General features: G+C 41.1%; 17 protein-coding genes. 4 read left to right on the plus strand and 13 right to left on the minus strand.

What is annotated here, in order from left to right:
• Nucleotides 1–87: 87 nt before the first annotated feature.
• From AC1D0K_RS25100 to AC1D0K_RS25125, 6 genes are all read right to left on the minus strand, one after another.
• The gene (locus tag AC1D0K_RS25100) at nt 88–882 is read right to left on the minus strand and encodes an alpha/beta fold hydrolase (protein WP_477392173.1); all 795 of its coding nucleotides are present in this window, start codon (nt 880–882) and stop codon (nt 88–90) included.
• A gap of 187 nt (nt 883–1,069) precedes the next feature.
• Nucleotides 1,070–1,666: a Crp/Fnr family transcriptional regulator gene (locus tag AC1D0K_RS25105; protein ID WP_477392172.1), complete on the minus strand. Its 597-nt coding sequence runs from the start codon at nt 1,664–1,666 to the stop codon at nt 1,070–1,072.
• Nucleotides 1,667–2,333: 667 nt separating this feature from the next.
• Nucleotides 2,334–3,161, minus strand: coding sequence for a helix-turn-helix domain-containing protein (locus tag AC1D0K_RS25110; RefSeq protein WP_477392171.1), 828 nt, complete (start codon nt 3,159–3,161; stop codon nt 2,334–2,336).
• Nucleotides 3,162–3,238: 77 nt separating this feature from the next.
• On the minus strand, nt 3,239–4,045 hold the full coding sequence (locus tag AC1D0K_RS25115) for an SDR family oxidoreductase (RefSeq protein ID WP_477392170.1): 807 nt from the start codon (nt 4,043–4,045) through the stop codon (nt 3,239–3,241).
• A 165-nt stretch (nt 4,046–4,210) separates the two neighbouring features.
• Nucleotides 4,211–5,227 (minus strand): toxin-antitoxin system YwqK family antitoxin, encoded by a 1,017-nt coding sequence (locus tag AC1D0K_RS25120; protein ID WP_477463118.1) that lies wholly within the window; start codon nt 5,225–5,227, stop codon nt 4,211–4,213.
• A gap of 128 nt (nt 5,228–5,355) precedes the next feature.
• Complete coding sequence (locus AC1D0K_RS25125; RefSeq protein ID WP_477392168.1) at nt 5,356–5,856, minus strand: DUF2165 family protein; 501 nt, start codon at nt 5,854–5,856, stop codon at nt 5,356–5,358.
• Nucleotides 5,857–5,994: 138 nt separating this feature from the next.
• Between AC1D0K_RS25125 and AC1D0K_RS25130 the strand changes: the two genes are divergently transcribed.
• On the plus strand, nt 5,995–6,621 hold the full coding sequence (locus AC1D0K_RS25130; protein ID WP_477392167.1) for a hypothetical protein: 627 nt from the start codon (nt 5,995–5,997) through the stop codon (nt 6,619–6,621).
• Nucleotides 6,622–6,812: 191 nt separating this feature from the next.
• Here the strand turns inward: AC1D0K_RS25130 and AC1D0K_RS25135 are convergent, their stop codons facing one another.
• On the minus strand, nt 6,813–8,300 hold the full coding sequence (locus tag AC1D0K_RS25135) for an ATP-binding cassette domain-containing protein (RefSeq protein WP_477392166.1): 1,488 nt from the start codon (nt 8,298–8,300) through the stop codon (nt 6,813–6,815).
• A gap of 210 nt (nt 8,301–8,510) precedes the next feature.
• Between AC1D0K_RS25135 and AC1D0K_RS25140 the strand changes: the two genes are divergently transcribed.
• The 3 genes from AC1D0K_RS25140 (at nt 8,511) to AC1D0K_RS25150 (ending at nt 10,231) form a co-directional block, all read left to right on the plus strand.
• On the plus strand, nt 8,511–9,092 hold the full coding sequence (locus AC1D0K_RS25140) for a Crp/Fnr family transcriptional regulator (protein WP_477392165.1): 582 nt from the start codon (nt 8,511–8,513) through the stop codon (nt 9,090–9,092).
• 80 nt (nt 9,093–9,172) lie between these two features.
• Entirely contained in the window at nt 9,173–9,850 is a 678-nt protein-coding gene (locus tag AC1D0K_RS25145; RefSeq protein WP_477392164.1) for a hypothetical protein, read from the plus strand.
• Between the two features lie 21 nt (nt 9,851–9,871).
• Nucleotides 9,872–10,231: a hypothetical protein gene (locus AC1D0K_RS25150; RefSeq protein ID WP_477392163.1), complete on the plus strand. Its 360-nt coding sequence runs from the start codon at nt 9,872–9,874 to the stop codon at nt 10,229–10,231.
• Between the two features lie 143 nt (nt 10,232–10,374).
• Here the strand turns inward: AC1D0K_RS25150 and AC1D0K_RS25155 are convergent, their stop codons facing one another.
• The 6 genes from AC1D0K_RS25155 to AC1D0K_RS25180 all read right to left on the minus strand — a co-directional run bounded on the left by AC1D0K_RS25155 (nt 10,375) and on the right by AC1D0K_RS25180 (nt 14,732).
• Nucleotides 10,375–10,689, minus strand: a complete 315-nt coding sequence (locus AC1D0K_RS25155) for a hypothetical protein (protein WP_477392162.1) — start codon at nt 10,687–10,689, stop codon at nt 10,375–10,377.
• A gap of 493 nt (nt 10,690–11,182) precedes the next feature.
• The gene (locus AC1D0K_RS25160; RefSeq protein ID WP_477392161.1) at nt 11,183–12,256 is read right to left on the minus strand and encodes an NAD(P)H-dependent flavin oxidoreductase; all 1,074 of its coding nucleotides are present in this window, start codon (nt 12,254–12,256) and stop codon (nt 11,183–11,185) included.
• A gap of 3 nt (nt 12,257–12,259) precedes the next feature.
• Complete coding sequence (locus AC1D0K_RS25165) at nt 12,260–12,637, minus strand: nuclear transport factor 2 family protein (protein ID WP_477392160.1); 378 nt, start codon at nt 12,635–12,637, stop codon at nt 12,260–12,262.
• A gap of 85 nt (nt 12,638–12,722) precedes the next feature.
• Nucleotides 12,723–13,469, minus strand: coding sequence for an SDR family NAD(P)-dependent oxidoreductase (locus AC1D0K_RS25170; RefSeq protein ID WP_477392159.1), 747 nt, complete (start codon nt 13,467–13,469; stop codon nt 12,723–12,725).
• Between the two features lie 53 nt (nt 13,470–13,522).
• Nucleotides 13,523–14,059 (minus strand): YceI family protein, encoded by a 537-nt coding sequence (locus AC1D0K_RS25175; RefSeq protein WP_477392158.1) that lies wholly within the window; start codon nt 14,057–14,059, stop codon nt 13,523–13,525.
• A 94-nt stretch (nt 14,060–14,153) separates the two neighbouring features.
• Nucleotides 14,154–14,732, minus strand: a complete 579-nt coding sequence (locus AC1D0K_RS25180) for a Crp/Fnr family transcriptional regulator (RefSeq protein ID WP_477392157.1) — start codon at nt 14,730–14,732, stop codon at nt 14,154–14,156.
• Nucleotides 14,733–14,757: the final 25 nt, after the last annotated feature.

The raw sequence follows: 14,757 nt of genomic DNA on the forward strand, positions 1-14,757 counted from the left end.
GCTAAGATTTATATCCGATAAAAGTTTAAACAAAAGGCCGCCTTCATTTCGAAGGCGGCCTCTTTGCTGGTATTGTATTTCTTTGTTTTATTTTGATGCTGTTAGCAAAATGGCGGCTAATTTACCGGGCATTGATATAAATGGGGTATGGCTGCTTGGTAAAGAATATTCTTTACTAACCGGACTGTTTTTCACCATTGTTTCCTGTAATGGAAAGCTAACTGCATGGTCATTCGCAGTGTGGATATATACTTTTTTTACACTGCCGAATTTTTCGTTGGTTAATGTAACCGGCGTTGCCAATGGTGCTAAAGGTTCTGCTTTAACGCTATTGATAATAAAGTCGTTTATCTGTGCAGGAGCATCGGCGGCGAACACATCAATTATACCATCTTTTGCAATGTTTGCAGAACCGGTGGTCTGATCAATTTGTAAATATTTACTAACATGGCTGTCTGGATCCTGCTTTGCAAGGGATAATAGGCTTTCTCCATTTTTGGGTATGTAAGCGGCCAGGTAGACTAATTCTTTTATTTGGCCGGGGATCTCTTCTGCCACCTGGCTGATAACCAAACCAGCCATGCTATGGCCTACTAAAACTACATTTTTTCTGTCGCCAATTGCATTCTTTACAACATTCACGTAGGATTGTAAGCTGATGTTGGCAAATGAGGTGGTGTCGGTTCCGTGACCTGGCAGGTTTACTGCAATCACTTCGTGCCCCTGGGCTTTTAATAACGGAACAACGGCCTGCCATGCTGTTGCATCAGACCAGGCTCCATGAACAAGGACGATAGTTGCTGAATTTTTGTTGTTTGTTTTTTGGGCTTGAGCAGTAAAACCTAATATACTCATTGCCATAACTATTATTGCTGTTTTCATTTTGTTTAATGCCTAATTGTTTAGGACAGCACAAACATCGGGGTAAGCCGGCGGGATAATTTTAACCCAGGTTAAAATCGAAAATTCGAAAAGATTTTTTGTACGCGGTACGCCAATAGAATAACCCATTGAAAGGTCTTATTGATAAACCGGGTAACAATTGCAGGAGAATGGAATAGTATAAGATTTATTTGCCTACCATTCGCTTCCGAATCCGGCTTAGCGATGGTCCCTGGATGCCCAGATAGGAGGCAATATGATAAAGCGGTACAGCGTTAAAAATATTCGGGTGCTTTTCCATCATTTCCCGGTAGCGATCCTCCGGAGTTTTAAATAAAAATCCTTCTGTATTAACCATTACTTCATAAAAGGCTTTTTCGGCAACCATCCTGCCAAACCTTTCCCATTGATGAGATTGCTCATACAATTCATTAAGATGATCGATATGTATGTATAATATTAATGAATCAGCCATTGCTTCTGTATAATAGTCGCACGAAGTTTGGGTTAAGAAACTTTTATAAGAAGCTACAAATTGATGGTCTGTAAAAAAAAGCATATTCTTTTCTTCACCTGTTTCTCCATTTACGCGATAGATTCTAAACACCCCGCTGATGATGAACCCAAGGTGCTTACAAATATTTTTATATTCATTATAGAATTCGCCTTTTTTATACTGTTTTAGTTTCCAATGCGGCAACGACAGATCAAATGCATCGGCTTTCATGCCGGCAGAGCCCAATGTCGTGCGTAATAATTCTATCTCTGTTGTGCTGTCTAACATGCTATAAAAATATCACTTTTAAATAATAACGATTGAATGTGCAGAGATTATTAATGAGTCCGGTTACGCAACCCCGCTGTTCGAAGTCCCCCGCTGTTCGAACCACTATGCCTGTAGTTTGCAAAACAGTAACCTGTTTATATATTTTCCCTAAACAAAAACACCATGTTTAGGAAAGGCTACGTTATCCGCGACCAGCAGGCAATTTATTAGATGACATTTACGGTTGTAGGTTGGATACATGTATTCACCATCTGGCGCGAGTATGCAGCCAAGGGAATGAGGGCAGAGTACTCGTGACTTTATGGTTAGATTTTTAACGAATTGGTAGTTAATTAGCAGTAGCTGAAGGTAAAAACTTTCTTTGAAATGAGAGGTCTTCGCGTTAAGGATTGTACCGGGTACCGGCCTGGCGCGTAATGCCTGCAGGCGTATGAGGGGAAAGCCTGGGCCGTAGGCAACGCCATAATAATTACGCTATAGTTACACCGGGATTATGGGGGAGCACTATGGATTTCACCGACATTACCATCTACAACGTTACTTGAACGCCTGATTTAACCCCTACCTTCCCTTCCCCGAGGAAGGAATCGCGCACGGCCCCGGTCTTGCATTTTTTTCGATCACTTAAAATGTGATTTTAATCTAAATATTTATACAAAATCCCTTATTGCGAATTTGTTTTAGCGTAAACCATTGATGGCGCTAAACCAAATAACTTTTTAAAGGCCACAAAGAAATGCGCGTAATCCTTAAAACCAACCTCCAGGTACACTTCAGAGGCTTTGATCTTTTTTTCCTTTAAGAGGTAATGCGCGTCTTCAAGCCGCTTTTGTAACAACCAGCGACTTGGCGTTGTATGGTATATTTTTTCGAAATCGCGCTTAAAAGTAGATAGGCTTCTGCCGGTAAGGTAGGCAAAGTGCTGAAGATCGCCATTGTATTGATAATGCTCATTCATATAAGCCTGGAGATCTATTTTGCCCGGCTCGTTGAAATCAAACAGCAGGTTCCTAAGCTCCGGGTTAGCACCCAGGAAAACTAATACCGCTTCCTTTATTTTTATTTTTACCAATTCGCCATCCATGTGCTGGCTATGTTCCAGGTAAGGTAAAAGGGAATCAATGTAATTATTAAAAAGGTGGTTGGGTTTTAATAAAAAAACATTGTCGTACTGCCTGCCGGCAGCGGTTATGTCGCGCCGGAATTGATCCTTTAATTGCAGCAACGTGTCGTGATCAATGCAGATAGATACGGAGCGGTATTCGCCGCCCGGCGGAGGCTGCTTTACAAACTTGCTCAACCTGTTTTTCACGGCAAAACGGAAGTCGCCGGCTTTAAACAGGTGGGATTTGCTACCAAAATAAACCTCGGATGTGCCCGAAATAATATAGTCGACCACATGCTGCCTTATAAAAAGTTCACCTTCCACTATTCTTTTCGAAACGCAGGAATAAACAATTTGAGGTAAGCGCGGATTGGTGGTGTTAGCCATATGATCAAATATACGGGAACAGGGCTAATGTGCAAATTACATCAACCCTGCTCCCCGAGCTGGAGTTTAATTCCCGGTTAGCCTAAAAATATGGCCGACATTTCTTTTCTTGAAGCTTCGGCACCAAGCTGTAAACGTCGCTCGTGCATCTCTTTCGAGTCGGTGCCGGCGGTGTAATGTACCTGGTCCTTTCCGTCGGTTGCTGCTTCATATATTACGGCCGCAATTTCTTCGGCGGTTGAACCGCCTGCGTTAGGGTCCATCATGCCGGCTACAACGCCCAGGTAATGGTCCATTAATTCTTTATAGGGTTCGGCAGTTGTAAGCACCATATTTGATCCAAATTCAGTTCTGATAAAACCCGGCGCAACTGTTTTGATACCAATGCCAAAGGCGGCCAGTTCATAGCTCATCCCTTCTGTCCATCCTTGTAATCCCCATTTTACGGCATGGTATAAGCTATCAAACGGAAAAGTGACCAAGCCGGCTATGGAGGTGATATTGATAAATAAGCCATTTTTCTTTTCCCTGAAGTAGGGAATAAATGCCTGTGTAACCCGGATAGCACCAAGCAAATTTGTATCAACCTGTTTTAATAATTGCTCATCGCTTACGCTTTCCAGCGGACCTATTGCACCATAGGCCGCATTGTTAAGTACTACGTCTATATCTCCTAAAGCAATCGCGGCAGCGGCGGCGTTTTTAATTTCCTCGGGTTTAGTAATATCGAGCGGCAACACAGTAACGCGCTCCAGGCTGTCAAAATCTTTGCCCTTGCTTACGTCGCGCATAGTGGCGATCACCTTCCAGCCTTTGCTGTGAAATAAATGAACTGCCGCTTTCCCAAGGCCACTGGATGTACCGGTAATGAATATTGTTTTCATGTTTTCTTTGTTTTAATGATAACACAAAGAAACGCGGAATAACAACCTGACTCCTTGTTGAAAAGGTCAATTTACATTGTTTAAACGTTCAGTTGAAAAAGCATATTTGAGTGGTTATCATGTAAAACACAATGCGTTTTACATGAATTGACACACACATCCTAATCAATCATTTGGATAGGCTTTAAGATATTCTTTTATATCGATATCTTGAATCGCAAAGATCTTATTGCCGTCTTTATATTTCTGAATACTTCTTATCCAGTTTGCCCTTGAAATATCAAGTTGAGGTTGAGGATCAGAATAATTCCATTCTTCGTAAACAGCCGATTGCAAAATTTGCCCTTTTTCATCATACTTAACTGTCCATACCGTGAAATTCTTTGAAATTTGCCCTCCAAACTTCTCCCGTTTATGCTTCCAATTATATGTAATCGCTTTCACCCCGTTTTCGTAATACTCGATCCTGCTTTTTTTAGTTTGCGTTACTTTTATCTGCCCCGACGGATAAAACTCTTTGATTCTGATAACTCTTTTAATTGATGACTCTTTAGACTGTATTTTACCATCCGGAAAATAGGTTATCCATTCATATTCCCAATAAGTCATAAATGATTTCTTCTGATTATGACTTACCTTAATTAAGTTCCCTAAGCTATCATATTCCTCAATATTTATAATTTTAGTTAAAACAATAATACGTTTTTGTACTTTTCCTGTCGGATAAAATGTAACCAAGCTGTCTTTCTGGTAGCCATTGACAAAATTTCCGCGCATTTTCAAATTCCCATTCGGATAAACGGCCTCTTGGTACCCGTTAATTGGGTGCTCACAATTAACATATATCGGTGGCCTATCAGTTACGCCGGTAATGAATAATTGAATTTCAGGCTCTTTATATCTTAAAATATATAAACCAGTGTCTCTAATATCAATAATCGACGAATCTAACAGGGGGCCTCTATTAAAGCCAATTAAATACCGACCGGTTTTAGGTAAATATGTTATCCCTGCTTTAGGGAAAAATGATGTATCCAATTGATTAACTGGGGATAGATAGTATGAGGTGTCCAATTCCTCTATGTTACCACAAGCTTTAGTAAGATAAAACTTAAATTTTACCCCCTGACCTTTACAAAGACCGCAACTTATCATTAATAGAATAAAGGTTAAATATTTCACATTCTTCACTTTTGGTGCTTTTTTAAGATAGCCCTAATCATCAAACTAAAAATCCAACTTTTTAAGGTTGATTGCGGGCCGACTGTTAATTATAGAATTACTTTCCCCTCAGTAATTACCATTGATCACTATTCCTCTTTTAAATACAGCAGAATAAGAACCAGGACCAGGAAGCTGACAATTCGCTCCGCTGCGCCTAAGCCATTCCAACTGGTACTTTGCCACATCGCAAACCATTCACCGCCCACCACTTCAAAGCCTAAAAACCAGATTATTATTCCAATAGTAATTGCCGCAACAGCCCAATTCTTTGATGCATGAAACACCGAAGCATCTGATTTTAAGTTTTTGAAAAGCAGCCAGCTTCCCTTAATGCCGCAAAATGCCATCAAAGCTTCCATCGCAATAAGGATAATATATCCGGCATGAAAAAGAAATGGGCTCTCCACATGCCTGTAATATAAATGGCTGCCCGGGAAAATAGTATCCATTTTCATTACATGCTCCACAAAATGGTAATTGGTGAAATAGTCCGTTATATTGCCAATAACAACCAGTAAAGTCATTAAGGCGATAGCGGCAACAGCCACGGTTTTGGCAATGCGGAACAAAAACTGAACTGGATACATAACGGTGATGGTTGGTTAAACAAATATGCTATTTCCTTTCCCGATTTTTGTATATTTAGGAATTAGCAGTTTTGCACAAAAGGATCTCGTAAAAACTAAATAAAGCCGCTGCTTTGGCATATTCTAAACCGATATTGTATGCTTAGAAAACACTCGATTTTAATTGGAATAATCATTTCTTTATTACTGCTGCTGGTAGCTACACTGTATTATCCGGGCGGCTCTCAACACGACAAAAACTCCATTGGTTACGACTGGAAAAACAACTACCTGAGTAACCTCTTTGGCGAAAAAGCAGTTAATGGCGTAAACAACGGATCCCGGATTTGGGCTATTTTCGGCATGTTGTTCCTTAGTGCCAGTTTTGCTTTGTTTTTTATCGAAATTTCAAAGAAAATACCAACAAAGGGCGCAGCCAAAATAGTTAGATACTTTGGAGCCGGTGCAATGATATTTGCATTTTTAGCCGTGACACCATATCACGACATTATGGTTACTATAGCATGCACCATGGCCCTGGTAAGTATGTTTTATATTACCGTATTTGTATACAAATCCAGGTTGCTTTTATTTAAAATTATTTCCACCATTTGTCTTCTTGCTTTTTATTGCTCAGAGTATGTCTATTATACCAGCAGCTACCTGGAGGTTTTGCCCATTTTACAGAAACTTACGCTGTTCATTACAATTACCTGGGTTTTATCTTTACAGTATTTTACTACAAACGCTGATTTTCAACCAGGAAAGAATGCTGCAATACAATAGATGATCTAATAATGCATCGGGGTTAGTTGATAATCAATATTCAGTACCCAGCAGTATTCAATCGCCGGGTACTTTTTTTAGATAACGTCCTTATTCAATATCGATGGAGCGCTCCATATTTATTTGCTTCAGAAAAAATTCATCGTGAGATACCACAAGCAGCGTTCCTTTATATTCATTAATAGCGGAGGTTAAAATTTCAATATTCTGAATATCCAGGTTATTGGTGGGTTCATCCAATATAATAACATCGGGTGCTGCCTGCCTGTTGTTAGGGAGCAAAGCATCAATCGCATTTTTTCGCCGCCGCTAAGCGCTTTACAGGGTTTGCTCCAATAGTCCTTTGTAAATAAAAAACGGTTCAAGCGAATTTTGATATCATGCTCCTGCAGCGCACCCGAATTAAATTGTTGGGCCTGTTCATAAACGTTAAGCTTATTATCAATCAGTGAGTAGTCCTGGTCAATGTAAATAGCGTTGATAGCGGCCCTGTCAATGGTTCCTGCAAGCGGCTCTAACTCACCTAAAATCATTTTTATTACCGTTGTTTTACCAGAACCATTTACCCCATTAAGTGCAATGCGTTCACCACTCCTGATTTGGAAATTCAGCGCCTGTTTCCAAAGCAATTGATTGGCGTATCCAAAGTTGATGTTTTTTGCATCAATCAATACCTTCCCCCTGTGAAGCCCGGAATTGTTGAACCCCATCTTCATTTTGCCAATATCCGGCAAATCGCTCCGTAATTGCGTTAATTCCTGCGAAATAGAACCCACTTTTTCTGCATGTACCCCTTTTACCCGCGAGGTACTTTTCTCTGCATTGTTTCTGAATGTGTTCATAGAAATGGTGGGGAGCCCCGCCTTTTCTTGTTTTTTCTTTCCGCGGGCATCCAGTTTTTGCTGCCGTTCCAATGATTCCCTTTCGGTATCCTTTGCTTTACGGAGCGCCTTTTCTTTGCTTTTGACATCCTGGTTTAAAGCATCGCTCTCAATCATTTTTTGCCCTGCGTAAAAATCATAATTGCCACCATATACTGTGATGCCATGTTTGCTAAGTTCGCAAACCGTATCCAGGAGATTTAATAATGCCCGGTCATGGCTTACCACCACCAGCGTGTTAGAGGTGGTTTCGATATAATTGTAAAGGATGGCCCTGCTGGCGCTGTCCAGGTGATTGCTTGGTTCATCCAGTAAAACTATTTGGGGGCGGTGCATGATTATGCCTGCCAAAAAAACTTTCGTTTTTTGTCCGCCGCTCAGTGTTCCCATTTTTTCAGAGAGATCTAATCCTTCAAGGTCCCAATGCGCCAAAGCTTCTCTGCAACGTTCTTCCATTGCCCAGTCATCATCAAGCAATGCCATGTTTGCATCGGTTACGTTGCCGTCAAGAATTTCTGTTAAGGCATTTAATTTCGCGTCAATTTCAAGGGCCTGGGCAGTGCTATAATCATTATACTGGCCAAAAATCTGTGGCACATAGTATGGCCTGGTGGTAGTTTTTATGAGTCCGTTTGAAGGCTGTAATTTTCCGGCCGAAAGTTTCAGCAGGGTAGATTTCCCTATACCGTTATTGCCAATTAAGGCTATTTTATCTTGTTTGTTGATAACGAGGTTAATATCAGCAAACAACAAATCCCTATTGGGATGTATGTAAGCAACATCTTGCAGAATAAGCATAATTTCTTTTAAAAGAGTGAATAATTACAGGAGCCTGATAAGGGTCCTGTTTATTTTCCCGGAAAGAAATTAGCTATTACATACAGCGGCGTTTTAATTACGCAGGCAAAAATAAAAAATTACTATGAAATCTGTCAAACAAAAGGGCTTGGGATGTTGAAATATTATGCCTGCCAAATTTTGATTATATTCGTTCAGCTAATTTATCTGATGAGTAAAGAACACCTTTCTGCTTTTTTTCACAACAGCAACCTGGTTTCATTATCTATGGCTAAAGAACTCGCTGATAGGTTTGAACAAAAGGTGATTGCAAAGAATCATTTCCTGCTTACAGAAGATAAGATAGCCGACGAATACTTATTTCTTGACAAGGGTTATATGCGAGCCTTTGCCTTCGATATTGAGGGAAATGAGATAACTACTAATTTTTACGCGCCGGGACAGATCATTTTTGAAGTGGCTTCATTTTTCAACCGGACGAGATCAAAAGAAAACATACAGGCTTTAACAGATTGCGAAGGCTGGTTTATCACCTATAAGCAGTTAAATGACCTTTTCCATTCTTTACCCGAATTTAGAGAGTTTGGACGATCGATGCTGGTGAAAGGGTTTTCGGAACTCAAAAACCGGATGCTGTCTACGATCACCGAAACGGCCGAAGAGCGTTATGCCACTTTATTAAAAACCAAGCCGGAGATATTTCAGCACGCCCCGTTAAAAAACATTGCCACTTATCTTGGCATTACAGATACCTCATTAAGCAGGATAAGGGCCGCTCTTTCAAAAAAATAAACACATTATCATTTCTTGTCATTTGGCAAGATGCCGCGGTTGTAGTTTCCCGTCCTTTGTTTCATCAAAACAACAAAACGATGGAACATTTACCAATCTATATCCCAGTAATATTTGTACTCACCACGTTACTCACCGTGGCGTTGATGTACAAAGCCAGCAATCATTCCAAACCCGTAATTATCATCATGCTGCTGTGGCTTGTGTTACAGGCAGCAATCGGCCTATCAGGGTTTTACCTTATCAGCAGCGGCACTCCTCCCAGGTTCGCGCTGTTACTCATGCCGCCGGTAGTGATGATTGTAATTCTGTTCCTTACAAAAAAAGGCAGGCTGTTGATGGATGGCTTTGATGCAAAAACATTAACGCTGATCCATATCGTGAGGGTTCCGGTAGAGCTCACCTTGTATTGGTTATTCCTGCATAAGGCGGTACCTGGAATTATGACTTTTGAGGGCCGAAACTTTGATATCCTGTGCGGGCTAACCGCGCCGTTGATTTATTACTGGAGATACATCAAAAATGCACTCGGCAGGAGCGCGCTGCTGGCCTGGAATATTGCCTGTTTATTACTACTGGCCAATATTGTTGTTACCGCGATATTGTCAGCGCCGTTTGATTTCCAAAAGCTTGCCTTCGATCAGCCTAACGTTGCCTTGTTTTATTTCCCCTTTATATGGCTTCCTTGTTTTATTGTGCCCATTGCATTACTGGCGCACATAGTCAACATCAGAAAATTAATCAAAAACAAAAATTAACACATTTTTAATAAATATATCATGAACACAGAAAATAGCAGTGCAGAAATTTTAGTAGACCTAAGTACTCCAACAACAAAAATACTGGCCATAGGCAGCTGGACAGAAAAAGGATTAATAAAGAGCGATAGACTTCCGGTAATGATCAAAGAGGTGCCCGCCACGGTAAACCTTTATCTAACCGGGGCAATTGAGCAGTGGTATGTTAAGCCGGATATCAGCGGAGTGGTATTTATCATGAACGTTACAAGCCCCGCCGAGGCACACCGGCTGCTGGAAAAACTCCCTTTAGGTATAGCCGGCATGATGGGGTTTGATTTCATCCCACTCGGGCCAATTAGCCCGCTTCGCTTTTTATTAAAAAATGAATCTGCTGATTAAATTCAGTTAGTTATAATATAAAAGCACGGTAGTTTTGAGTACTACCGTGCTTTTTTGTGACCCTGGCGCTTCAAAGCCGAACTCTTTTATGGCTGATTTGTATTGTGTATATGGAGGATGGTTAGCTGCCTTTTTGTTTCCATTTACTTCTCCCATTCGTAGTCAAGTGCATATATTTTAGGAAATTCTTTACTGTAAATTATTTCAATAGTGTCTCTCCCGGTAAACTGATCTTTCTTGTCATGATAGTTTGTTTGATAAATAGTTTGATTAACCGTGTATTGATATTTAGCAGTCCATTTTTTCCCGGATCTGTCATTACGAAATACTTTGCTAATTAATATAGCTTTAGTCCAGACCCCACATTTCTGCAGCTCCAACTTTTCTCTATGCTCCTGAAAAAGCCCGAATGTTGGACCAACTATTAAAGCAGATGCGATAGCCAAAGTAGCGCTCATTTGCAAATGCTTTGTAAATGTTATTAGAACTATGAATAGTAAAACTGGGATTATAAAAAAAATTATTATGAAAACTATCCAGCCAATTGGCGAATAGTCGGGATACTTTATGGCTCTCGGAATAAAGTATACAAAGGCCAATATTAGTAATAACAGCCCCAAAGAAATCCATTTGAAATATTTTACTAAAAATGGTTGCGGTTTTTTATGTAGCACGAATAAATATAATAACATTGAAATACAAAAAAGCCTCCTGGTTTACCTAAAGGCTTTCGAATAATTTCCCCAAGATAGGCCTTTTTTTTGCGGCCATTACACTTTAAAAAAACAGACCTCCTTTATGGCTGATGTGCATTGTGTGACCACTTTGGAGGAGGTTTCGTCTATTTTTTAATAATTCAAAGCCAAAGAAAATATAATTAGCCCAGATATTCGGCCAACCCCTATCCCATGTTATCAATAGCCGGCGAAATAGGTGCTTACCTCAGTCCGGTCAACGCTGAAGGATAAGCTGTGTTTCTGTTACCAGTGCCTGCATTAACTCTGCCGCTTTGGTATGTTTCAAACTAACCGCATTTTGTCCCGACCAAAAATTGATCATGTCTGTTTTACCCTGAGCAACTGCCGCCGCTCTTAAAGGTCCCATCAGGCGGGTTTGGAGTGGGAACGGCAGTACTTCGGTTTCGTATTTAACCTCTTCGGTAATGCGGTTACGGATCATTCTGCCCATTCTGCCGGTTAAGGATTTGGATAGTACCGTATATTTAGCTTCGTCGGACATTAGCCTGGCCTTGTGAACAGGTGTGGCGTTTGATTCATCGGTAATCAAGAAGGCCGTTCCCAACTGTACAGCATCGGCACCCAGCGTTAATGCAGCCGCAACGCCTTTACCATCTGCAATACCACCCGCGGCAATGATGGGTGTTTTTACTTTGCTTTTCAATTGTTGAACCAGGGCAAATGTTCCGGTTAAAGAATCATAAGCCGGCCGTAAGAATGATGGGCGGTGGCCTCCTGCTTCAAAGCCGGCAGCAACTATCGCATCCACACCCGCTTCTTCCAAAGCTAATGCTTCGTCAATAGTAGTGGCCGCGCCTACGGTTTTGATACCCAATCTGCGTGCTTCATCCAATATCTCTTTTGGCGGAATTCCGAATATAAAGCTGAATACAGCTGGCTTTATCTGGAAGATAGCTTCTACCTGCTTCATGAATTTGGATGGAATATTGGTATTTAGTTCTGGCAGGGGGATGCCCAGCTCATCAAAATAAGGCTTAAACAACGCCTCCACTTTTTGTAAGCTTTCTGCAGAGAAATTGGTCAGGCGTTCATCAACATCAGATACCCATAGGTTGATATTATAGGGTTTATCTGTTTTACTCCTGATGATCTGGCTGGTTTCCAGTATTTGTTCGGGGGTAAGGGTGTAGGCTCCAAGGCTTCCCAGCCCGCCCGCGTTTGATACTGCTACTAAAAGCTCGGGTGTTGAAAAGTCCCCACCCATTGGGCCCAGCAATATAGGATACTTGATACCTAAAAGTTGGGTGATTTTTGTTTGGTTCCACATGGCTTAAACATTTACATGCGTTAATAATTTGTTAACAATAACCCATTTACCATCAATCTTGTTTAGCGAAAGCAGGTCATAATAATTAAACTCAAACATAGGTACATGAACCTTAGCAAAAGCTATGGAATTTATAATCTCTATTGCCAATACCTTCATACCGAATGTTTCATTCAGTTCATGCGGGCTTTTACGGAGTTTAACACCTTCCAGGTACTGATCAAGGGTTTTAAAATAGGGCTGTCCGTTTATATCGCCGGCTACCAATGCCTGCGGGTGAAAAGTGCCGCGGAGCCGCGCTACATCCCCGTAAAAAATGCCATCAAAGTAGGTGGATAATACTGCTGCTACGGCTTTTGCATTATCTCTATAAGTGTTCATTGTTTTCGTTTTTGTGATGAACAGCCATGCAAAGGGTTATTTGGCTCTTTTGCATGGCTGTTTATCTATTTGCTTTATCAGATCGTTATGCAATATGGTGACCGGATACGTGCCCGCCATCCAGGTTGATGATTTCGCCGGTTACAAAATTGCTGCCTGCCAGGTAAAGGGCCAGTTCTGCAACATCCCTGGTTTCGCCAATACGGTTAAGTAAGTGAAGGCCGGCAAGACTATCGGCATCGCTTACGCCTGTTTTAGCCTGTAACGGGCTTCTGATAATACCCGGCGCTATAGCGTTTACACGGATGTTGTTTTTTCCAAATTCTGTAGCCAATTGTTTGGTTAAAGCATGGATCCCACCTTTGCTTGAAATTGGGGCTGTAGCAGGGAAACCACCTATAGCATGGTCAACCAATACGGTGCCGATGTTAATGATCGAACCTTCGCCTTGTACCAGCATTTGCCTGATGGCCGACTGGCTGGTGAAGTATGTACCTTTTAGGTTAATATTTAAAAAGCGGTCAAGATGGGCTTCATCTACATCTAAAAATTGTTTCGGTTCAAATATGCCGGCATTGTTTACCAGTACATCAACTGCCCCAAAGCGTGCTACCGCTGTATCAACAAGTAACTGGCCTGTTGCCGGTTTGCTAATGTCGCCGGTTACCATGGCTAAGCGGTCGTGGTTCCCCAGTTCATCAAAGGTTGCCTTTAAATTGTTTTCATTGGCAGCGTTAATAATTACGTTATGTCCGTGTTGTAAAAATATCTCGGCGATGGCTTTGCCAATCCCTGTTGAGGCGCCGGTTACTATAACTGTTTGTGTTTTCATGATCTTATTTAAAATTGTTTTTGAAAGTTGTTTTCAGCTGTTAGGCTGTTAAATTAAAGAACAGCAAGGGCTGTTAATTTCACATCAAGTTCAAACTCATTGTAGATAAGTGTATCGCCCAGGTTTGTGAAAAAATTGCCCGAACGGAACTTCATGTCGTATTTAATACGGTCAACAATAATTTTGCCCGATGAAGTGATAGCCTTATCTGTAATAAACACATCGGCAGTGAAGCTAACAGGGTGGGTGATGCCTTTAATAGTTAAATCACCACCTATCTGGTATTTACCATCGCTGATATAGTCGGTACTGGTAATGTTAAATGTGGCTTCAGGGAAGCTTTCTGTAGCGAAGAAATCTTCAGAGAACAGGTGACCGGCAAATTGAGCATTGGTAGCCGGATCGGTAACATCCAGTATTTTTATAGAGGTGGTGTCAATGATGAAGTTTCCGCCGCTAAGCCTGTTATCATTCAAGGTAAGTGTACCTCCTTTAATGGAGATGGTACCATTGTGAGCTCCGGTTACTTTTCTGCCGGTCCAATCTATGTCGCTTTGAGCACTTGCGACTTCAAATTTTTTAGTTTCCATTTCTTTATGTTATCAATCGTTAATGATTTGATAGTACAAAGGAAAGGAGGAAACTTCGGGTAGCTACGTGATGTATATCACATTCGTACGCGGCTTATTTATGGGCATTGTAAAGCCTGCTCAACGTTTCCCTGGAAACGCCGAGGTAAGCTGCTATAAGGTGTTTGGGCACCAGGTTATACAGCTGCGGATATAATGAAAGCAATTCTTCATAACGGGCCTTGGTATCATTATTCATAAATGATAGCAGTCTTTTTTGCGAAGCGAGGTATCCTCTGTTGGTCCTCCATCTAAAAAAATGTTCGGCCTGGTGAAGCTCACTGCATATTTTTTCGCGGTCGTGATTAGAAAGGCAAAGTACTTCTGCGTCGGTAATACAATCTATACTAATGGTGGCCTTGGTCTGGTTGTATAAAGCGCCGTAATCCGATGTCCACCAGGTAGGCATAGCAAACTGGAGGATGTACATTTTGATCTCGTCGTTAATGAAAAAGGCTTTTAAGCAGCCGGAGATCACAAAGTATTCGTGATTTACCTTTTCACCTTCGCTGATCAATACCTGGCCTTTTTTGAAAGATTGCGGTTTGAAATAGGTAAAAAGATAATCAAACTGCTCATCGGTCAATGGGGCTGTTTTGGTAATATGCTGTTTTAATATTTCTTTCGCTTCCATTTTTCTGGTTTAACCGGTTTGTTGA

This window comes from Mucilaginibacter sp. P1_A3 (genome assembly GCF_056406855.1).